Source organism: Streptococcus oralis (genome assembly GCF_026782285.1).
Taxonomy (GTDB): Bacteria; Bacillota; Bacilli; order Lactobacillales; family Streptococcaceae; genus Streptococcus; species Streptococcus oralis_CG.
The window spans coordinates 221,642-243,158 of record NZ_JAKUWG010000007.1 but is presented as its reverse complement, the minus strand read 5'-3'; the positions used below and the strand labels follow the sequence as shown (position 1 = coordinate 243,158).

21 protein-coding genes and 2 pseudogenes are annotated in these 21,517 nt (G+C 34.7%); 3 read left to right on the top strand and 20 right to left on the bottom strand.

Features of this window, described 5'->3' with window-relative positions; translation table 11 throughout:
• Positions 1 to 22: 22 nt before the first annotated feature.
• A complete protein-coding gene (gene holA, locus MK403_RS06320) occupies positions 23 to 1,060 on the bottom strand; it encodes a DNA polymerase III subunit delta (protein ID WP_268709300.1) in 1,038 nt (345 codons plus the stop codon).
• Between the two features lie 32 nt (positions 1,061 to 1,092).
• Positions 1,093 to 2,028 (bottom strand): dihydroorotate oxidase, encoded by a 936-nt coding sequence (locus MK403_RS06315; RefSeq protein ID WP_268709299.1) that lies wholly within the window; start codon positions 2,026 to 2,028, stop codon positions 1,093 to 1,095.
• Between the two features lie 205 nt (positions 2,029 to 2,233).
• Here MK403_RS06315 and gdhA point away from each other — a divergent pair, with 205 nt between their 5' ends.
• Both gdhA and MK403_RS06305 read left to right on the top strand, forming a co-directional pair.
• Positions 2,234 to 3,580 carry an NADP-specific glutamate dehydrogenase gene (gdhA, locus tag MK403_RS06310; protein WP_000199515.1) on the top strand — a complete coding sequence of 449 codons (1,347 nt, stop codon included), beginning with the start codon at positions 2,234 to 2,236 and terminating at the stop codon, positions 3,578 to 3,580.
• A gap of 31 nt (positions 3,581 to 3,611) precedes the next feature.
• Positions 3,612 to 4,097 carry a GNAT family N-acetyltransferase gene (locus MK403_RS06305; RefSeq protein WP_268709550.1) on the top strand — a complete coding sequence of 162 codons (486 nt, stop codon included), beginning with the start codon at positions 3,612 to 3,614 and terminating at the stop codon, positions 4,095 to 4,097.
• A gap of 205 nt (positions 4,098 to 4,302) precedes the next feature.
• On the opposite strand, the gene MK403_RS06300 is transcribed toward MK403_RS06305, so the two are convergent.
• The 4 genes and pseudogenes from MK403_RS06300 to MK403_RS06285 all read right to left on the bottom strand — a co-directional run.
• The gene (locus MK403_RS06300; RefSeq protein WP_268709298.1) at positions 4,303 to 4,947 is read right to left on the bottom strand and encodes a TetR/AcrR family transcriptional regulator; all 645 of its coding nucleotides are present in this window, start codon (positions 4,945 to 4,947) and stop codon (positions 4,303 to 4,305) included.
• 16 nt (positions 4,948 to 4,963) lie between these two features.
• Positions 4,964 to 5,968: an NADP-dependent oxidoreductase gene (locus tag MK403_RS06295; RefSeq protein WP_268709297.1), complete on the bottom strand. Its 1,005-nt coding sequence runs from the start codon at positions 5,966 to 5,968 to the stop codon at positions 4,964 to 4,966.
• A 213-nt stretch (positions 5,969 to 6,181) separates the two neighbouring features.
• Positions 6,182 to 6,550, bottom strand: coding sequence for an EXLDI protein (locus MK403_RS06290; RefSeq protein WP_084976376.1), 369 nt, complete (start codon positions 6,548 to 6,550; stop codon positions 6,182 to 6,184).
• Between the two features lie 62 nt (positions 6,551 to 6,612).
• Positions 6,613 to 7,395, bottom strand: a pseudogene (locus tag MK403_RS06285) (DUF2268 domain-containing putative Zn-dependent protease); the annotation flags it as partial.
• On the opposite strand from MK403_RS06285, the pseudogene MK403_RS06280 reads away from it, so the two are divergent.
• Positions 7,396 to 7,717: pseudogene (locus tag MK403_RS06280) on the top strand (NADP-specific glutamate dehydrogenase); the annotation flags it as partial.
• Between the two features lie 21 nt (positions 7,718 to 7,738).
• Here the strand turns inward: MK403_RS06280 and MK403_RS06275 are convergent.
• The 14 genes from MK403_RS06275 to MK403_RS06210 form a co-directional block, all read right to left on the bottom strand.
• Positions 7,739 to 8,305, bottom strand: coding sequence for a hypothetical protein (locus MK403_RS06275; protein ID WP_268709296.1), 567 nt, complete (start codon positions 8,303 to 8,305; stop codon positions 7,739 to 7,741).
• A gap of 438 nt (positions 8,306 to 8,743) precedes the next feature.
• Complete coding sequence (locus MK403_RS06270; protein WP_261043012.1) at positions 8,744 to 9,931, bottom strand: tyrosine-type recombinase/integrase; 1,188 nt, start codon at positions 9,929 to 9,931, stop codon at positions 8,744 to 8,746.
• On the bottom strand, positions 9,903 to 10,172 hold the full coding sequence (locus MK403_RS06265) for a DUF3173 family protein (RefSeq protein WP_000450956.1): 270 nt from the start codon (positions 10,170 to 10,172) through the stop codon (positions 9,903 to 9,905). The genes MK403_RS06270 and MK403_RS06265 overlap by 29 nt, the downstream gene beginning before the upstream one ends.
• A gap of 269 nt (positions 10,173 to 10,441) precedes the next feature.
• Positions 10,442 to 10,669, bottom strand: a complete 228-nt coding sequence (locus MK403_RS06260) for a helix-turn-helix domain-containing protein (protein WP_000919634.1) — start codon at positions 10,667 to 10,669, stop codon at positions 10,442 to 10,444.
• Positions 10,670 to 10,772: 103 nt separating this feature from the next.
• Positions 10,773 to 12,602, bottom strand: coding sequence for an SAG1250 family conjugative relaxase (locus MK403_RS06255; protein ID WP_250316022.1), 1,830 nt, complete (start codon positions 12,600 to 12,602; stop codon positions 10,773 to 10,775).
• On the bottom strand, positions 12,589 to 12,954 hold the full coding sequence (locus MK403_RS06250; RefSeq protein WP_000401235.1) for a MobC family plasmid mobilization relaxosome protein: 366 nt from the start codon (positions 12,952 to 12,954) through the stop codon (positions 12,589 to 12,591). Before MK403_RS06250 ends, MK403_RS06255 begins: the two co-directional genes overlap by 14 nt.
• A gap of 4 nt (positions 12,955 to 12,958) precedes the next feature.
• Positions 12,959 to 13,315: an SAG1252 family conjugative relaxosome accessory protein gene (locus MK403_RS06245; RefSeq protein WP_250316021.1), complete on the bottom strand. Its 357-nt coding sequence runs from the start codon at positions 13,313 to 13,315 to the stop codon at positions 12,959 to 12,961.
• 372 nt (positions 13,316 to 13,687) lie between these two features.
• A complete protein-coding gene (locus MK403_RS06240; RefSeq protein WP_250316020.1) occupies positions 13,688 to 14,389 on the bottom strand; it encodes an MgtC/SapB family protein in 702 nt (233 codons plus the stop codon).
• A gap of 97 nt (positions 14,390 to 14,486) precedes the next feature.
• The gene (locus tag MK403_RS06235; protein ID WP_268709295.1) at positions 14,487 to 15,488 is read right to left on the bottom strand and encodes a LacI family DNA-binding transcriptional regulator; all 1,002 of its coding nucleotides are present in this window, start codon (positions 15,486 to 15,488) and stop codon (positions 14,487 to 14,489) included.
• Positions 15,489 to 16,074: 586 nt separating this feature from the next.
• The gene (locus tag MK403_RS06230) at positions 16,075 to 16,785 is read right to left on the bottom strand and encodes an MgtC/SapB family protein (protein WP_001195063.1); all 711 of its coding nucleotides are present in this window, start codon (positions 16,783 to 16,785) and stop codon (positions 16,075 to 16,077) included.
• 2 nt (positions 16,786 to 16,787) lie between these two features.
• Positions 16,788 to 18,479 (bottom strand): ABC transporter permease, encoded by a 1,692-nt coding sequence (locus tag MK403_RS06225; RefSeq protein ID WP_003042184.1) that lies wholly within the window; start codon positions 18,477 to 18,479, stop codon positions 16,788 to 16,790.
• 11 nt (positions 18,480 to 18,490) lie between these two features.
• Positions 18,491 to 19,501 carry an ABC transporter ATP-binding protein gene (locus MK403_RS06220; RefSeq protein WP_268709294.1) on the bottom strand — a complete coding sequence of 337 codons (1,011 nt, stop codon included), beginning with the start codon at positions 19,499 to 19,501 and terminating at the stop codon, positions 18,491 to 18,493.
• A gap of 103 nt (positions 19,502 to 19,604) precedes the next feature.
• Positions 19,605 to 20,684, bottom strand: a complete 1,080-nt coding sequence (locus MK403_RS06215; protein WP_000748691.1) for an extracellular solute-binding protein — start codon at positions 20,682 to 20,684, stop codon at positions 19,605 to 19,607.
• A 37-nt stretch (positions 20,685 to 20,721) separates the two neighbouring features.
• Positions 20,722 to 21,378 (bottom strand): DUF1868 domain-containing protein, encoded by a 657-nt coding sequence (locus MK403_RS06210; RefSeq protein WP_000793817.1) that lies wholly within the window; start codon positions 21,376 to 21,378, stop codon positions 20,722 to 20,724.
• Between the last annotated feature and the right edge of the window lie 139 nt (positions 21,379 to 21,517).

Here is a 21,517-nt window from a genome sequence, read left to right as displayed (position 1 = left end):
CCTCTTTTTTCAAGTTTTTTGCTCAATTTGCCTCTGCCGCGATCTGCAAAAGTGCCTTTTCAAACAGGTACCCTTTTTCATAAACACCTGTCTTAATCTGGTAGTCTGTTTCAATCAAATAAGAAATCGCTCTCTTGAGAAAACCCAAGGAAATCCCTCTCGAATCTCTCAATGCAAACTTGATTTGATAAGGATTAGGATTGCGCCCCAAGTAAGTTCCCAGACTGCTTGCGATCTGCGATTCCGTCTGACCAGCTTCTGATAAAATCTTCACTTGGGTAAAGGTACGAAACTGTCCTAACATGACAGCTATGAGCTTGATCTCATCCTCCCCTTGCAAGGTCAAGTCTCTAACCAGGTCACGGGCCAGGTCAATCTTCTTAGCTAAAATAAACTGAGTCAAATCAAATATATTGTCCTGCAGGGTCTTTGGAATAGCCTCGACAATGTCCTTCTCCTCAATCACACCATCTGACTTATAAGACTGTAAAAAAAAGAGATTTTTCTGGATTTCACTAAATTGAAAACCAGATTTGAGAAGTAGATTTTCAAAGGATTGCCCCACAAACTGCAGACCTTGTGTCTGACTCCATTTTTGGAAATACTGGCGGAGTTCTTGTTCCTTGGGTTCAATAGCATCAAAGACAGTCGCATCTCGTTTGAGCAATTTGACTAGCCGTCTTTTACTATCTAACTTTCCTTCAGCAAAAATCAACAACTTGGTTGTTGGCGAAGGGTTATCAAGGTATTCCTCAAACGACTTGAGCTCATCATCTGTTAAAAAGCGTTTCTTGGCAGTTGTAATATCGACAAAATGATCTAATATCACGATTTTCTCATCCGCAAAGAAAGGGAGACTGACCAACTCCAACTCTAAGTCTTTATAGGCTACTTCTTTCATATCAAAGTAAGCAAAGTTGAGATCAGCTGGATCATAACCAATCTGCCTCAACACTTGACTCTTCATAACTTCAAACTGCCCCTGGTCTGTCCCTGTAAATAGGTTCAAGCTAGATAGATTTGCTAAAGTCAACTTCTGACTGTCTTCTATGGCTAGCATCTTCTCTCCTTTCTTCTGATCTTTTAGTAACTTTAACCAATATAGCGCAATTTCCCACGGAAATCTTCTAGGTTCTCATACCCTTTTTCCACCATAATAGCTTTCAATTCATTGGTAATGCGCTCAAAAGCTCCAACGCCTTCCTTGTGGAGCGTCGTTCCTACTTGCACCATACTCGCACCGCAGAGGATATGTTCAAAGGCATCACGACCGTTCAGAACTCCGCCCGTTCCGATGATTTGGATTTGCGGATTGAGACGTTGATAAAAGGCGTGCACATTAGCAAGAGCAGTCGGCTTGATATACTCTCCACCAATGCCACCAAAACCATTTTTAGGACGAATAACGACCGACTCGTCTTCTATGTAAAGGCCGTTGCCGATAGAGTTAACACAGTTAACAAACTTGAGCGGATATTTGTTGAAAATAGCTGCCGCTTGGTCAAAGTGAACAATATCAAAATAAGGTGGCAATTTAATCCCAAGAGGTTTGGTAAAATAGGCAAATACTTCTGCCAAGATACGGTCTGTTGTCTCAAAATCATAGGCAATCTGAGGTTTTCCTGGAACATTTGGACAAGAGAGATTGAGCTCTGTCAGTCCTTTGAATTCACTCTCTTGAACTTTTTTCAAGATGGTATGTGTTTCTTCTGGAGACATGCCAACTAAAGATAGAAAGAAAGTTCGTTTTGGCTCTTTTTCCTGCAAATCCAAAAGATAGTCCAGATAGTAGTCTAAACCATTATTTGGCAAGCCCATGGAGTTGATAGAACCAAGTGGAACATCCTGGTAACGTGGCTCAGGATTGCCCTGACGAAAGTCCAAGGTCGCAGTCTTCGTAACAAAAGTACCCGCTGCTGAGTTTTTGACTCCTTCAAGCTCCTCTATCGTCATACAAGCCACACCCGCTGCATTCATCAAGCAATTGTCAAACTCAAAGCCAGCTATTTGTGTTTTCGTTGATACCATGATTCTGATCCTCCAGATTCCTTTTATTTCTAATATTATACCATACTTTAAGATTTTCTCTTTGAGAAACTAATTTCTATATAAAACGTTCGGTTTTGTAAATTGAAAGAATTTTTAGAAAATTTCTGTTTTTTTCTTTACACTCAAAAAAAATTCTGCTATAATGGCTCATGTAATAAAATATAACAACAAAAAGGAGAACGATATGACATCTGCTAAAGACTATATCCAAAGCGTGTTTGCAACTGTGAAAGCTCGTAACGGGCATGAGGCTGAATTTCTCCAGGCGGTTGAAGAATTCTTCAGCACCCTAGAGCCTGTATTTGAAAAACACCCTGAGTATATTGAAGAAAACATCTTAGCACGTATCACTGAGCCTGAGCGCGTGATTTCTTTCCGTGTTCCTTGGGTTGACCGTGATGGAAAAGTTCAAGTCAACCGTGGTTACCGTGTTCAATTCAACTCAGCTGTTGGACCATATAAAGGCGGACTTCGTTTCCACCCAACTGTAAACCAAGGGATCTTGAAATTCCTCGGCTTCGAACAAATCTTTAAAAACGTTTTGACTGGACTTCCAATCGGTGGAGGTAAAGGTGGATCAGACTTCGATCCTAAAGGAAAGACTGACGCTGAAGTGATGCGCTTCTGCCAAAGCTTTATGACAGAATTGCAAAAATACATCGGACCATCTCTTGACGTACCTGCTGGTGATATCGGTGTTGGTGGACGTGAAATTGGATACCTTTACGGACAATACAAACGTCTTAACCAATTTGATGCTGGTGTCTTGACTGGTAAACCTCTTGGATTCGGTGGTAGCTTGATTCGTCCAGAAGCAACTGGTTATGGTTTGGTTTACTACACTGAAGAAATGCTCAAAGCTAACGGTAACAGTTTTGCTGGTAAGAAAGTGGTTATTTCAGGTTCTGGTAACGTAGCTCAATACGCTCTTCAAAAAGCGACTGAACTTGGTGCAACTGTTATCTCTGTATCTGACTCAAACGGTTATGTCATCGACGAAAATGGTATTGACTTTGATCTTTTGGTTGATGTTAAAGAAAAACGCCGTGCTCGTTTGACTGAGTATGCAGCTGAGAAAGCAACTGCTACTTACCATGAAGGTTCTGTATGGACTTACGCTGGTAACTACGATATCGCTCTTCCATGTGCGACTCAAAACGAAATCAATGGTGACGCAGCTAAACGTTTGGTTGCTCAAGGAGTTATCTGCGTATCAGAAGGTGCTAATATGCCTAGTGACCTTGATGCGATTAAAGTCTACAAAGAAAACGGAATCCTTTACGGACCTGCCAAAGCTGCCAACGCTGGTGGTGTAGCTGTATCAGCGCTTGAAATGAGCCAAAACAGCCTTCGCCTCTCATGGACCCGTGAAGAAGTGGACGGCCGTCTCAAAGACATCATGACCAACATCTTCAACACAGCTAAAACAACTGCTGAAACATACGGACTTGGTACTGATTACCTTGCAGGAGCAAATATCGCTGCCTTCGAAAACGTAGCAAACGCTATGATTGCACAAGGTATTGTTTAATTAGTCGATACATCCTATCGGAGGACAAATGATGAACTTACGGCCAATGGAAGTGAGAGACAATCCAACTGTAGCGCAACTCATTCGAGCCAGCCTAGAAGAATTCGGGCTTGACAAACCAGGAACTGTCTACTTTGATTCTTATCTAGATCATTTGGCCGACTTCTATCAACAGCAAGAGAGAGCAGCTTACTTTGTTCTGGAAGATGAAGGACAGCTGGTTGGCTGTGGTGGCTTTGCACCAGTGTCCGATAAGATTGCTGAATTACAAAAACTGTATGTCACTAAAAATAGACGTGGCAAAGGTTATTCCAGCAGGTTGATAAAGCGGATATTCCAGGAAGCCCATCTAGCTGGTTATGAACAGCTTTATCTAGAAACCTCTACTGAACTGGCTACGGCCGTGGCCATCTATCAGCACTATGGTTTCACATCACTGCAAGAACCACTTTCTAACGCCGCCGGCCACCCAGCTATGAATATCTGGATGATAAAATCCCTCTTATCAGATGAATAGATGTTAGTATACTCTGGTCGACTCGAGGACATCAGGATCAAGCTCCTCAACACAGCTAAAACAACTTTTAAAAATGTAGCCAAGGCTATGATAGTAAAGGTATTGTTCCAATTTATTTTTCAATCCCCAATCACTCTGATTGGGGATTTTTATATTGGTTTTAAAAAAGCCCACTATTTCTAATAGTAAGCTTAAAAATCAACATTCACTTTACTTCTACTAAGGCAAAAGACAGGCATTCAACTATTTCATTTACTGCTTCATCTATGTCTAGGTCCTCATTATCATTCAACATCATTGGAAGAACATAAGAAAGACTCAAAGCCAAAATATAACGAACGATTCTTTCATTTGACCAATCTCGGATAACACTATTTTCTTTAAACTGATTCAGAACTGGACTAATTGGCTTAATGATAGAGTGAACAATAACATTCCCTAACTGGTCAGAAATAGTTTTATCAATAAAAGAACGACTCAAGAGAATTTTAACTTGCATGTGATTCTCCTGAATGAAGACTAGTCTATCTCGAACAATACTTCTCAAAAATAGCGGAAAAGACTCTTGGTTTGCTGTAAATTTCTTCTCAGAAAAATCAGCAATCACATCTGGAATAACCTGTTCGAGAAAAGTTGACAGAATAGCTTCTAAGATGCCTTCCTTGGTTTTAAAGTAACTAAAAACTGTCCCTTCTGAAACTCCAGCCTCCTTAGCAATAAGGCTGGCTGTTGTATTTTCAAAACCAATTTCTGAAAATAACTTTAAACTTGATAACAGTACTTGACGTTGTTTTAAACTCAAATTGCTATTTTCTAATGTCTGTGCATACTTTTGTTCCAAACTTTCCATCACTGGCACCTCTCTGCTACTCTCTTACTTTTACAACTTTCTTACCTCGAGTGTGTCCCAACTTCAAACTACGATATGCCTCTCTAACTGACTTTAGAGAAAAATCATAAACCTGATCAATATTCAACCGAACCTTCCCATCTGAGACCATTTCCGCTAGAACTTTAAAATCATCAGATGTGGAATGTCTAGGACCCGTGAACTGAGCTCCCCTTATCATAACATATGGTGAAGGTACTAGCGTTCCAATATCCGTACCCTTCAATCCCAAACTGAAAGCTAATTTAACATAATCACTTCCATAGCAATCCAAGAATTTTGTAATCGGCTTTGGACTTGCTGATAGAAGAGCATTCTGGATGTTCTCTTCGTAAGCTACTGGTATAGCACCTAAAGACTTCAGATATTCTGAATTTTTCTTACTTGCAATTCCAATAACTGTCGCACCCTTAGCAACCGCATACTGTACTGCGATACTTCCAATACCACCTGCTGCTGCTGAAATCACTACAACATCTTTAGGATTTAAGTTGATTCTTCTAAAAGCACCTCCCACAGTTAAAGAGACTACCCCCATAGTAGCTGCGTGGTTCATATCAATCATCTCTGGTTTCAATACAATTTCCGATTCATTGACACAAATTTCTGTTGCCAATGCTCCCCTCTTAGTGCCTAATCCAGGGTCACTGATCATTGTTCCAAAAACCTTATCCCCTACTGCAAACCGACTTACTCCTTCACCAATTTCTGTAATCACTCCAGCAAAATCCCGACCGATACCTCTTGGAAATAGAGATGATTTTGACTCAAGCCAACGACTTGGCTTTTTTAGTTTCGTCATAAAAGATAGAAATCGGAGTGGCTTTGCCCCCTCAAAAGTCTTATAATCAATAGGATTTAAACCAACAGCATGAACTTCTACCCTAACTTGATTCTCTTTCAAAACATCAGATTTAATGTTCACTAAATCTAACACTTCTTCATCACCGAAACGACTATATTGTATTGCTTGAACAACCATTGTATGAACTCCTTTACACATCTACAAAATTGAGTGAGCACTCAATCACTTTTCTTGATTATATGCTTATTCCCCATAGATGTCAACTATACTGTTTCCAAAACTTCTAACTAAGTTAGCTGTTCATGATAAAAATAGATCTATTTTCCCTTATGAAAAATTATCAAACTATAACTCAAAGAAATCCGACTGCTTATAAAAGCAGCCGGATTTTTATATATCTAATTTTTCAAAAAATTTGCCTGTTGACTGCTTTTCTTTTAGCTTCTCAAGCAGCTCATTTTCCAGGAAAGGACTTAGTTCGTCAAAATCTTGACAAACCTTAAAAACAGTCTCTCTATCTATATGGCCAAAAGTTAGTTCATAATAGTCCTTATGATGATGCCAGTTCTGGTCATAATTGATATCTTTCCGTTGATAGTAAACAATATTTTGCTTCGGTGTCAGGTAAAGCTTCTGCGTCAGAATGCTTTTCTGATCTTTGGACAGCTTGCTCCGACTGAAAATTTTAACTCCTTGAAAAATCTTGCGCTCATGGATACCCTGATTTGTGACTTTTAATTCAACTCTTTTATAGTGCATATAGTCACCTCCAAAAATTACTTTCATTATATCAGACTCTGGCAGATTTGCAAGCAAAAGTATCATTTCCAAAAATCTTTAGTAGCCTCTAAAATTTCTTCTGTCGGTGTTACTGTGGCCTCAATAATGCTCTTGCCAGTCTTTTTCAGATAGGCTTGTATCAGATGATAGCCATAAGCATAGCCTGCAGCATAGGGCATTCCAACCGGTATTTGACCTTGAATCTCAGCTATTTCATCACCGTAAAGATAAGGAGCCATTTCCGCCATCCCTGTTAGCTGAAGCTGACTTGAGATGATGGGCTTAATCTCTTCTAACTGCTCGGAACTAGTTGAAGTGACCCAGGATCCGATGAGCTCTTTACCATAGAGCTCAGCAGCAAAAGACTCTGCTAATCCTTCACTGACTACCCAGTCTGCTAGTGTTGTCTGCTGGTTCCATTTGATAAATTGGAAGCGAACATTGTGGTTGCACTCGTGAGCCAACGCGGCTCGCACACGTGGTAAAGTATAGTCATTCGGCAACAGACTAAGCATGAGGTATCCTGGAATTCCTCCATCTCCACTGTATCCCTTATTAAGCTGTAGCATAGGTTTTTCTGGATTGCCCAGTAAAATAGTAAAATGGTAATCCTCAACCTCTAAGTCATAGCCAGCTTGCTTAAAAAGACCGATACTCCTCTTGATAGTATCCTGACAATCTTGCCAGAGTTGATCAGAGCTCAGAGCGTCGATAGCTGGTCTATCCTTCTCTGACAGAGTTCCGGGTAGCTGATTCATAAAACCAAGTAGGAACAAAGCATCAAATCCTCCGGGATACTTGGCTTTCAGAGGAATATGTTGAGTTTATCAGAAGGTGCCAACATGCCTAGCGACCTTGATGCGATTAAAGTCTACAAAGAAAACGGAATCCTTTACGGACCAGCCAAAGCTGTCAACGCTGGTGGTGTAGCTGTATCAGCGCTTGAAATGAGCCAAAACAGCCTTCGCCTCTCATGGACCCGTGAAGAAGTTGATGGACGTCTCAAAGACATCATGACCAACATCTTCAACACAGCTAAAACAACTGCTGAAACATATGGTCTTGGTACTTGACTACCTTGCAGGAGCAAACATTGCTGCCTTTGAAAATGTAGCCAATGCTATGATTGCACAAGGTATTGTTTAAGAAATATGCTAAAAACCTCAATCAAAACGATCGAGGTTTTTTTGAAGCTTCATCTTCTATCAAAACTTCTTCTTCCATAACATTTTTTATTTTTTTGCCCAAAGATAATAACGTTTCTACATCAGAGGGTTTGCTTGTCCCGAGAGGATTCCAAGTAGAAGATGATAAATTTTCATATTCCTTAGACCGAACTCGAAATTTAATATTATCCCCCTTGGTGTCTATGTCTACATTTAAGGCTCTCGCCCCCAGTTTAGGCTCCTTATTTTTTATCCTACAGAAAATAACTTCTCCTGATACAATCTCCTTTCCATTACACCAAATCCTAATATTTCTTCCAGATAATTCTACGACAAAATTCTTCACTAGACTACCTTGTATTTTTTTAATTAAAAGAAAACTAATACAAAAAAACACTAATACTATCGTATAAAGAAAAAGAGGTTGTGATTTAAAAAAATCATTCAGTTTTAAATAGAATATAGCCAACTGTATTCCCAATACAGGAAGCATGAGGAACATGGGAAAAAGGATACCAATTATTATATCTGATTTTGCTGTTGTCGCTGTAAATTCATATCTTTCCATCAATATCACCTTTATAACATTTCCTTTTTATAGAACATTAATCCCATACTAAGACGGATGCATCAGGGAGTTCAATCTCCCTTTCCCCTAGCCAAGATAAATTTTGAACTATTCTAAGGATATTGTACCACTATTTCTGCAAAAAATACCTTAGCAAACATAATCTCCTTCCACAGATACATCATCGCTTTATCGAGCGCTGGAGTTTGATTGACATGATTCTCTAATCAAACTCCAGAACTTTATGATGAAAATCTTATGAAACTACTGGATACTTTTTATAAATTTTCCTTTTTCAATCATAAATAAAAACCGCTAATCCTAAGAATAGCGGTTTAATCATGTTTTTAAGCTACTAATGTAGTTTCTCTATTATTTAAGAGTAACAATTTGCAAATCCTATTTTCTCCCAGTATTAGTGGGTTAATTCCTCAATTTTCAACTCTGGCAGGAATTTGGTAGGTAAATTGATAATCCAAGATTATCTAAACTGTTTGTAATCTCTTCTGAAATTGTTGAATCACCTGAATAATACCAGTGACTATATGTATTCAACGTGGTTGACTTATCAGCGTGTCCTAATCGATATGAAACATATAAAGTATCCTTATGTAACACATTTATAAGATAAGATGCATGACTATGTCTTAATCCTTTCCCCGTAATTTCTGGTACGCCAGTAATCTTAGCATGCCTTTTTATTATCCTAGAAATTGTAGACTTACACAAGGGGGCACCAAAACGTGATACTACATAATCTTTATCATCATTCTTGATTTGAACTTCTCGCCATTTTTTAAGTATTGTAATCGTAAAATCATCTAAATCAATTTTACGATCCCCTGCTATTGTCTTTGTTTGTTGTTTAGCATACCATACACCGTTTTTATCTTTCTCAATTGTCGAATGAACATGAATCCATTTACGTTCAAAATCAATATCTTCCCATTTAAGAGCAATACCCTCACTAACTCTTAAACCAGTCATAAAATATAACCAGATCGTCATGTAATTATGGAGTCCCTCATACTCACTAATATCAAAAGAGTTTATTACCTTCTTAAATTCATCAAATGTCCAAAATTTTGTATCAGGGTGCTTTCCTCTAGGATTATCTAATCCTTTAAAAGGAACTCTATCAATATAACCCAATCTTTCTGCATAGCCCAGACATGCTTTAAATCTAGACCACATATTTTTAGCATAGTTACTAGAATACTTGTCTATAATAGCTAAGCGAAATCTTTCACAGTCAATAGTACTAATATCTGATAATTTTTTACTACCAAATTGCTTAATAAATAACTGATGATGTGGTAAAGCGGTCTGATAAGTTACAAATTGAACTTTTTGTTGATAATATTTTAAATAAATCTCTTCCATAAACTCTCTAAAAGTTAGAAAACTATTATTAGTAGTAGAGTTCACAAATTCATGTTTTAAACGAAGTATCTCTTCATATGCTTCCTTAAAAGAATTAAACGGTAGTCCTTGTTGATTTTTCCTTCCTTTCTTTTGGATTCTTTTCCCAGTTATTGGATCAACTCCTAATTCAATTTGAAAATAAATTTTTCCTTTTGAATCTTTGTATACACCTTTATATTTCTTTGTCTTTGATATAACCATTTTTCTCACCTTCTATATCTGAAAAAGAAATACCAATTAAATTTTCTACAATATTTTTAGGAGCAATGCCTAACCTTTTATTATCGAAAGGTGAACATCCTAATTGTACCGCATTCTTATCATTTTTTCTAGCTTCTTCAAACTTTTTTACAGCAATTTTTTTTGCTTGTCTAATAATATTCCTCGATGTGTGCTCTGGAAAACCAATCGCAACTAAATCTTTATAGTTTACTGTTTCCATGATTTTACTACTTCCTTTCTTAGATTTTTTCACCTCCATGGCATGACTGATGAAGTCATCATAAGAATTTCACTTGCTGCTCTTTTACGGTGGCAGCCTGAACGGTCAGAAGTATCATTGTATATCATTTGTATCATGGCATATAAAGTATCGCTCTATTTTATTGATGGTTTTAAAATCGCTCTTATCATGGCGAGCCATTCAAATCTGCTCCACAAATGAGGAAAGTACCATTTTGGACTATTCAATTGTCAATGTGCTTTCTTAACCTAATACTTTTTGGAGTAATGGTCTTCTTTATTATCCACTCGACCTACAAGGTAATCTAAACTTACATTATAAAAATCTGCAAGTTTGATAAGGTCATCTATAGAGATTAACCTGGTACCTGATTCCATTTTAGAATACGCTGATCTTGTACAATTTAAGATTGCTTTTGCAACATATTCTTGTGTCAAATCAGTATCCTCGCGTAAATCTCTAATCCTTTTCAACATTCAATGTCTCCTAAAACAAGTATAATATAGTTATTTTCTTATTTTTAAATATGTGACAAATTGGCACATGAAACTATGCTATATATACTTTTTAGGAAACTGTTTACTCTAAATGTATCTCATTTTCCTTAATAGATTTCATATTTTGTTTTTTCTTATATTTCTGTATTGTTTTATTAAACATTTCAAAGAAATTTATTGCTTCTCTATGTTGTTCCTTCAGTGTTTCAATCTTTCCTTTATATATGTATAAATCCTTCTCTATTGTATCTACTGAACATTTACCTTGAATACTATTTTCTAAATTGCTAGAACTATTTATCGTATTATTCAACAATACTTCCTCTAAATTAGTTAAATCATCAATTTTATTTTGGACTTGTTCAATCATATTCTCTAGATATGATATTTGGGCAATGAAATCATTTGTTATATCTTCGAAATCATTCGGACTATTTTCCGCAGATATAAGAAAATCTAATTGTTCTATTTTTTCTCTAATTTCGCTAAGAGGAATTCTTCTATACATATACTGCGGTTCATACTGAAGATTAAATTGCCTAATCAAAGTTTTACCTTTCATAAAGCGATTTTTTTCTGCTGAATCTTTATGGTATACATAGTAAGAACTAGTTTCTCTGAGAAATACTTTAACTTTTTCTTCTTCCATATTGATTTGAATATTTGGTACAAAAATAAGTCCTTCTTGTCGGATGCCAAAATGTACCTTAATGTACATTCCATCGTCTACTACTTCTTCTATTTGATTAAGATTCAACTCTACCTCAAACTCATGAACTGCATCCCTATTTCTCTTGAAATCTTGATAGGATTTCCATACCACCTCTTCTGTCGGCAACTCTTTTTCTTTAATTAGCTTTTCTTCATTGTAAAGTTCAACTAAATTTTTATTATCTAAGACAACAGTTTCATTTTTGTTATTAAAATAGTCTTGAAAATAACTAACACTATACCGATTCGTTTTTACCAATTCCTGCTCTGAAATCTTAATCTCATCAAATTTAAATTGAACATGTTTTTCTTTCGGAATTATTTTTAATCCAAAAAATTCTGCTCGTTGAATCAATTCATTCATATTCTTCATTTTCGGAAGTAAAAATTCTAAGATGTTTATGATTTCCCTTTGAACAAACTTTTTCTTAAAATAAGTTTCATTATAAGGTTGTTTTCTACTCAATTTACTATCACGTACGACTTGTTTCATATTTGAATCAGTCATAAAAAAAGTAACATGCTTGTGTCTAAAATCAATTTTTAAATGTAAAGCTTTTGCTTTATTCTTGAAATCTTCAAAATTTTTCGAGTTCTCGATTAGAAAATATACTCGTTGTTTTATTTCATATTTGTAATTTGTTTTGCGATAAACTTCATACTGACGATGCGAATAACGATTTTCTATAATTTTTGCCCCTGCAATTTTTGAAAGACGATCAGAAACCATTCGTAGATTATGTTCTGCCTTATAATCCCATAGAAACTTTTTATCAGAATTCTGATCAATTGAATTTAGGATGATGTGATTGTGGATATGATCTTTATCGACATGAGTTGCCACGATAAATCGAAATCTACCTCCTGTCAACTCTTTAACTGTCTCATAACCAATCCGATTGATTTGTTCAGGAGTGAGATGCTCATCTGGAGAAAAGGACTGAATGATGTGATGAGAATGAATTTTTCGTTGATTTACTTCTTGCCTATCATGACGAAATTCATAAAGAGTATCATTACTTAAAAAATTATCATTGTACATCTTCACTAGTTCTTTATAACTAGGAAAATCTAAATAATTTCTCATACCAAAATCTGAAACTAGTGTTAGATTTTTTGTTTTACTTGGATTCAAAATATATTTGATTAGTTTACTACGATAATTTTTTCCATGAATCGCAAAGTGTTTAGTGATGACCATAAAATTTCCTCAATTTTTCAGATTGAATAAGAAAATCTTTCTCCACTTCTACTATTAACTCTTCTATACCTTTTCTCAACTCATTTAATTCAACTTCCGTTATTAAATTCGAATAATTTATGCTTCTGGCTATTTGATTAATATTATTTCCGATTCGTTTTAATTCAAAAATCAAATCTTGATAACTATTTGTATCAATGGTGATAAAATTCATACCAGGATCTAGTAGAGTTCGTCTAGCATATTCTGAGAATGATAAGCAGTTACTTTTTGAGATATTTTCATTCAATTTGACTAATTCTAGGTCAGATAAAAAGACTTTTTTTAAATTTGTTCTATATCGGTGCTCCACTCTACTACCTCATGTATTTGTTACGAAAATTTTCACTAAGAGGACTTGTTTTTTCTACCTCTTTAATTAATTCCTGAATACAAGTTAACAAAATAGAAACATGTTCTTGAGTAACCTGATGATTTATTTTAGCAATTATTAATATTTCATGAACATCACGACTAATTTGTTCCAACTTTTGCTGTTTCCAAAGGTTGAAACATTTTTCCATCTGTTTTTGTCCATCAGACAATAGTAAGCTTTTACGGAGAAAATCAGAAAAATTATCCTCTCCTTTCTCTCTCATTAAATCTAGTATTTGTTTTTCCTCCGTTTCTGTTAAGCGAAATTGTTTCCGAATACTACGTATACATCTTTTCATATGGCTTTTCCTCCTTCATAGATACTTGTACTGACAATGTAAGCTTACAGACACTGTCAGTACGTTTTTCAAAATAGATTAAACATTTTTGTAAGGCTTTGCGAGCTCAGATATTGTGTCCACAATATCCCAAAAATCATATCGCTTGCCATTTCAAACCATACTGTTCAAAAGACAAACGATATGAAAATATGGTGGCTAGCCCCCAAACCCCCAACATAAATCTCAATTAAAAAAAGTATAACAAATACTATTTGAAAAAATTATCACAGAATAAAAGAGCCCAAACGGACTCTTACAAACTTAAATCTATTAAAAACGAAAGGTAGTTGTATTTTTTCTTTAGAAAAATAAAAATTTTAGATAGAAAATTTAACTCTTCATATAATTCTTTAGCTTAAACTCTTTTATTTTTATATTTTTATCTTCATTAAGTAAGAAATCCTCAATATCTATAATCGAAATCTCCTTATCATTCTCAATTGAAATCAAAATATCATAAGAATTATTAGACAACTGTTCTTTTAACTCAACATTATATTTTCTGAAATCAAGTGTCCCTAGATTAGTATAAATCTTACCAAGTAAAGAAATATCAATTGTTTCTAACACTATCTTTGCTTGATAAATTTCATGATTTCTACCATTACTGTGTGTCACTAATTGCACAAGAACAACTATAAAACTACAAAAGGAACCAAATATCCAAAAATCAGCACCAATTGCCATACCTATACCAGCAGTAGCCCATATCCCAGCAGCAGTAGTAATTCCACTAACTTTCTTATCCCGGGTAAAAATAATTCCCCCACCTATAAAGCTAATACCACTAACAATTTGAGCTGCGACCCTAGAAGTATCATAGGATGGTGTATCTAAAAATGCTTCTTTTGAGAGAATCATCATTAAAGCCGACGTTAAAGCAACAATTATATGCGTTTTTACTCCTGCTTGCTTATTACGTGCCTTACGCTCATAACCAATTGCCCACCCACATGCACAAGCGATTAGTATTGATATAACATGCCTTAACTCGACAATACTGTTAAATGAATGGTTAAAAATTGTAGACATTAATTCACCTCGTTCTATAATGACATCGGTGTCACAAACTGTATTCTACTACTATTTTAATATTTTATCAAACAAAAAAATCGGTATTTTTTACCGATTAAAAACTTTGTCTTCTAACAATCTGTGAAGATACCTCCACAGATTCTATATTTTCTCGATTAATGATTGCTAAAACACCTTCTATCATTTTTTGGGCTAACATAGCATAATTAGGAGAAATAGTAGACAGAGCTGGAGTATAATATTGCGAAATAGGAATATTATCGAATCCAATTATTGAAATATCATCAGGAATGGTAATCCCCTTCTCATAGCACGCACGAATCAGCCCTTGAACCTTCTCATCCCCAGAAACAAATATCATATCCGGATGATTTTGATTAGATAAATTATTTATAGCATATGAATAAACTGAATCAATTGTAGTTAAACCATAAATAACTTGCAAATCCATTAAATAATTTTTATCAGTTAAAAAAGTACGAATACCTTTTTCACGATCCTTATTAACAAGAGATTCCCCTCCCATAAGTAACAACATACTTTTAATACTCTCTTTTGTTACTAATTCCATCATATCATAAGTGGCTTGAAAATTGTTATTAGATACATAAACAACATCAGGTGTTCGAGATTCTCCAAAAACTATAAAAGGCATATTATTCTTCTGTAAATAATTAATCCGAATATCGTCTTTACTTTCATAAAATACTATTACTCCATCTATTAAGCTTCCTGTACTTGAAATTATTGAATTCCTAATCGTATCTTCTTCACCAAAGTATTCAACAATAGCGTTTACACCAAACTCTTTACAAGTTTGTAGAACTCTATCTAGTAAAGTTTGAAACCAAATCAAGGGAAAAGAATCAATCTTTTTAACGGAAATCAAAATGTTTGTAGTTTCTTTCTTAGTCAAATTTTTTGCATATGCATTTGGAACATACGACAACTCATCAATGACTTTTTGAATAGCTCGATAAGTTTCTTCTTTTACCTTTTCACCACCGTTAATAACACGTGAAACAGTTTTTGGAGAAAAACCTGATAAATGCGCAATATCATAAATAGTTACCTTTTTATCGTTTAAATTTTTCACTTTAGTCCTCCATTTATGATTTATCTAATTTTATTATACAATATTTACTTTTTTTAACAAGAGAATTTAGAAAAATATTTTAATGTATCTTAACAAAAACTTTAATTTCAAAATTTTCTATTTTATACTCTATTCTTCCGATTCAAAAAAATAACATTGACAGTTCAAATCTTTATTCTTTACAATTTTTTCTACTTCACATCTGATAAATTTGTATGAAAATAAATTACCATAAAAATGTAAAGAATCACTTACGGTCAAATCTATTGAAACTATAAATGTATCTAATAACATTTGAACATAGCAGTCTAAGATCGGAATAATCTTTTCCTTATCAATAAGCTTTGTTAGTATATCATCAGCTGGTAAAGAAGACGAAAATACCATTTCACAAATATCATAAAAAGAATGAAATCTGTACACTTGCATTAAAGAATTATATTCAAAATACGTTATTCTTCCACAGTCAAAATTAATATTATACACCTTCATTTATGTACACCTTTATATATTGAAAATAATCTTGAGTAATTTTTAATCTAAAAAACAAAGGGACAAGAATAACTGCCCCTTTGTTTATTCTATATCAACTAACTTCTTCAACATAAATAACACCAACAATATCTGCTATTTCTTCCATTAGTTTAAGATGTTCAAACTTACCTGAAAGTTCTAGAGTCATAAATGATGCTATTCTTTTGTCTGGAACATCAAAATATTCAATTCTTTCAGAATTAACATCTCCAAAAGCAGTTCTTGAATCAGTCAATCGAATTCCATTTTCTGCACAATAAACTAATACCCGATTATATGCCTCAGTAGATTTAACTACAATATATAATTCAATAACTTTTGAACGACTTTGAAGATATTTTTTTAAAGGCTGAAACATAGAAATCACACTCCAAACAGAAATAGCTACTAACAGAGCACCTTGATAAAAACCTACTCCAATAGCTAAACCTATTCCTGCTGAAGCCCAGATTCCTGCTGCAGTTGTCAGACCCGTAACCTTCTTTTTATCTGTGATTAGAATTGTTCCAGCTCCAAGAAAACCAACACCAGATATAACCTGAGCACCTAAACGTGTTGGATCTCCTGTTCCAAACTTATAAGATACGAATTCATTAGTCATCATAATTAAACAAGCAGCCATACAAACAATACTATGTGTACGAATACCTGCTGGTTGAGATTTACTTCCTCTTTCTAAGCCAAAAATACTTCCAATGACCAAAGATAATACGACTCTAATTATAATTTCGATGTTCGATAGTCCTATACTGGATGTTTGCATTACTATTTCCTTTTCTTACCGCGTGGTCTCTGTGTGAAGTATAACACAGTTCCAGAAATAATCATTAGAATAATTGTATAAACGAATACAAGGGCTTGTGCGTTAGATGTTGCTGTTTCATCACCTGCAGAACGAATCGTAATACCTAATGGTTGAGCCAATGGATGATAAAGGAATACAGATAAATCGAAATCGGTCAATAAAGAGTTAAAGTTGAGTGCGATAACAGAGAGAACAACCGGCAAGATGAAAGGAATAATAACCTTCATCATTGTGTAAAATGGTGAAGCCCCCATACTTCTAGCAGCATCCTCCATCTCATCATCAACACTAAATAAGATTGCACGTACCATTCTATAAGAGAATGGAATTTTTACAACAATATAAGCGATTAGCAAAATTACTAAACTACCAACTAGAATCTGGTTAAAGACTAAAAGTTGAGGTTGGTTGAAAGTGAATAATAAACTAACTGCTAGAAGTGTACTTGGTAATAGCCAAGGAAGAAGAGCTCCGTATTCGAACAAGAAATCAAATCGAGCTTTATGTTTACGAACTACTCGCGCAAACACAACAGCAAGAACTGTTGCAGTAGTTGCAGCAATAATAGAGTATATAAAGCTGACTAGGAATGGAGAGAACGCAGCACTATTACTAAAGAATAACTTATAATTATCTAAAGTAAAGTTTGATAATGATAAGTTTCCTGTCTGTATTGCAACTGGGTCAGTAAATGAATACAATACAATGAAAATCAATGGTAACATGAAAACAGTGAACAAAGCATAAGCAACAATATGTGCAATGATATTCCATGGTTTAGATGTGATTTTTTGTTTTTTCAAAGGTGCTTTCGTTTTAGAAATAGAAATATAATTTCCGCCTTTTTCGATCTTGTTCATAATAGTAAGCAAAATCGTAGTGGCAACACCCAAAATAATTGCTAGAAAGGCGGCTAAGTCACGAGAATTTCCCATTCCAGCAAATGTTATGATCATTGGGTTAATAGTTTGGAATTCTTTCCCACCAACAATCATAGGTGCTGCTACTGCTGATAACCCACTTAGAAAAACCATAATTGTCAGAGCGAATAAAGTAGGAATAAGAGTTGGCAATACTACTTTTCTAAACACTGTAAATGGTTTTGCACCCATATTACGTGCAGCTTCAATAGTATGATAGTCTACACTACGAATTGTATTAGTTAGGAATAAAGTGTGATTAGCAGTACCAGAAAATGTCATAATAAATAGAACTGCACCATAACCAATAAACCAGTTAGGATCTAAAGATGGAATAATACCTTGTAAAAATTTGGTAATCATTCCATATGGTCCATAAACGAATTTATAACCAGTAGCCAAAACTACTCCACCGTAGATTAGTGACGTCATGTATCCTAGTTTTAATATTTTAGCTCCTTTAATATCAAAATATTCCGTAAACAATACACAAAGTACACCAACAACATTAACAGTTATAATTAGTGAGAATGCTAACTTAAAACTGTTCATAATACTCTGAATCGCACGTTGAGATTTAAGAGCTCGTTGTACGACATCAAGTGAAAACTCCCCACCTTTCACAAATACATTAACTACTAAATCAAAGTTTGGATAAATGATGAAAGTTACCAAGAACCAGATTAAGCCTAAACGAATGAGCCAATCTTTCCAATTTAATTTATGACGCATACTGCACCTCCTTAAAATTGCAGAACGTCTGATGGTGTGATAAATAATTCCACACTTTCTCCGACAGATCTAATAGCTGACTGACTATCGATACTTGTTACATTAAGAATTTGATTTTCAGATACCTGAACAGTATAGTGAATTGTAACTCCTGAAAATTCCACATCAATAATTGAACCTTTTAAGACAAAATCCTGATCCGTTTCACGTTTGAAGCGAACTTTTTCTAAACGAATGTAACCTTTTTTATCTTCCAAAAGAACATGAGTATTATTTAGAAGAATTCCGTGAACAGTTTCATCTGTAAGTACGTTAATGTCTCCAATGAAATCACATACAAATTCTGTTTGAGAATTATGATAAATTTCTACTGGTGTTCCCACTTGTTCAATAAAACCATTATTAAATACAGCAATCCTATCAGATAGCGTTAACGCTTCCTCTTGGTCATGTGTAACATATAGAGTCGTAATTCCCAATTCTTTTTGAAGACGTTTCAACTCTTTTCTCAAATCCACACGTAATTTTGCATCTAGGTTTGACAAGGGTTCATCCAAACATAGGATTTTAGGTTCCAGAACAAGAGCACGAGCTAAAGCTACACGCTGCTGTTGTCCTCCAGATAATTCTGAAACGTTACGTTGCAATTGTTGATCTGAAATCTTAATTTTAGCAGCCACTGCAGAAACCTTGGCTTTAATAACATCTGGAGCAACTTTTTTAACCTTTAGACCGAATGCAATATTATCAAAAACTGTCATTGTTGGAAATAGTGCGTAAGATTGGAATACGATCCCGATTCCACGTTTTTCTGGCTCCATATGAGTAACATCTTTCCCATTAACCTCAATGCTTCCAGATGAAGGGTCTAAAAAACCTACCAAAGCTCTCAAAGTTGTTGATTTACCGCATCCAGATGGTCCAAGGAAGGTAAAGAATTCTCCTTCCTTAATATCTAAATTTAGATTATCAATCGCGATAAAATCACCGTATTTAATTTGAATGTTATCAAATTTAATCATATTACTAACTTCCTTTACTTATAAATGAAAAGTCTCTCTTAATTTCTCATGTAGGTTTAGAAACTTTAGAGAGACCTGGAATTTTAAAATTTACACTTATGTCCTATTTTACATATTCTAGTTCAGCTTTTTCAACCCATTCATCCAAATGTTTTCCAACAGCTTCCCAATCAATACTTTGCGGTTTCACTTGATCAACAAATTTCTTAGTAGCTTCTGGTAACTCTTTCACTGCCTCAGTATTTGCAGGAATAGAACCAAAGTTTTTGCTGTACTCTACTTGAATCTCTGTTTGACCAAACCAATCAATAAATTCTTTAGCTAAAGCTTGTTTCTTACTAGTATTCAAAATCATTGTTTGTTCAGTTACAAACGGAACACCAATTTCAGGAGACATTACTTTAAATACAACATTTTGTTCTTTTTGTCCAACTAATGCACCAGAACCCCACATCATACCGTACTGGATTGGGTCATCCTTATCTAACATTTTAACAATTGAACTTTCACCCTTTTGAAGAGTGTACGCATTTTCCAAATATTCTTTAGCTGCTTGCCAACCTTTTTCAGAAACGCCTAATTCTCCTTTATCATCGAGATAGCGAACAAGGATACTTGCCAAGATCGCACGCCCTGTTCCCCCTGAAAGTCCAGAAATTGAATATTTACCTTTATATTTGCTGCCTAACTCAGTCCAATCTTTAGGCATTTCAGTTACGTCAGGAGCACCGATTAAAACTAATGGCTGAACAATTACAGGATTGTAATAGTTATCTTTATCTGATAGAGATTGGTCAATTTTATCTAACCATTTAGGTTTGTACTGTACCAATAATTTTTGATCTCTAATTTTATTTGAATCAACAGCTCCAATACCAAATACCATATCAGCTACTGCATTATTTTTTTCAGCAATAACACGATCGGCCAACTGAGCACCTGGAATGTCAACCATTTTAATATTGAAACCAGCTTCTTTAGCCTTAGCAGTTAACCAATCCCCACGTCCGTTTGAAACAGAGTTAGAATAAATTACTAATTCTTGGCTCTTGTCAGCTTTTTCTTCTGATTGAGGTGTATCGCTCGAAGAATTTGATGAATTAGTTGAACCACCTGAACATGCTGCCAATGTTGTAACCGCAACCCCTGCAGCTAAAAACGATAATAATTTAGATTTTTTCATATGAAATCTCCTTTTTATTTTTAATTATAATTTTATTTTAAAATTTTTCGCAATATGGAACAAAACGTCTCATATCTTCAAATACTGTGTAATCGATACGATTTACTGTAATGACAGGAATCTTTTCAAGCAGAACTTCGGTTAATTCCTTTTTCACTTTAGTAAACTCTTCATTTTCTTCTTCAGTTAATGGAACTCGAAGATATCCAATTGAGATATGGAATTGATAGCGATCATGATTAGGGAATCGAACACCTGCTTTTTCAGAAACATATGTTCTAATTTCTTCTAATCGTTTAGCTGATTTTTCATCGGCTGGTTCTACTAAAATGTTTTGATTTCCCATTTCAGTCACACGCATATGAATATCTTCGTTTAGCAATGGGAAAATTTCTAGTTGTTTTGCAAAGTAATCATGAATTTCTTGTAATGGCGTATCCAATGGTAGATGGCTACTCCAAAATTCTGGCTCACGATTTTCATGGCAAAGCAATTCAATTACAGTCATATGAATAGAATCTCTTGGAGTTAATGTGAATTTATCTATAAATGGTAACTCTCTATAGCGTGATTGAATGATATCAACAACTTCCATCAAATCTGAATTAGTATAAAGATTTGCCACAACTGTATTTCCAGGAAAATGATTAAATTCTCCGTTCTCTTTGAACTTAATTTTTGTTAAGTTTTTCATAAACAGACCTTCTTTTATATTTTTTGACATCGGTGTCATTCATATTTGTATTATACAATGTAACCGTTTACTTTGTCAAGCGCTTTCATCAATTTTTTTTATTTTTTTTTAATATATATATTACAAGACTACTTGAACT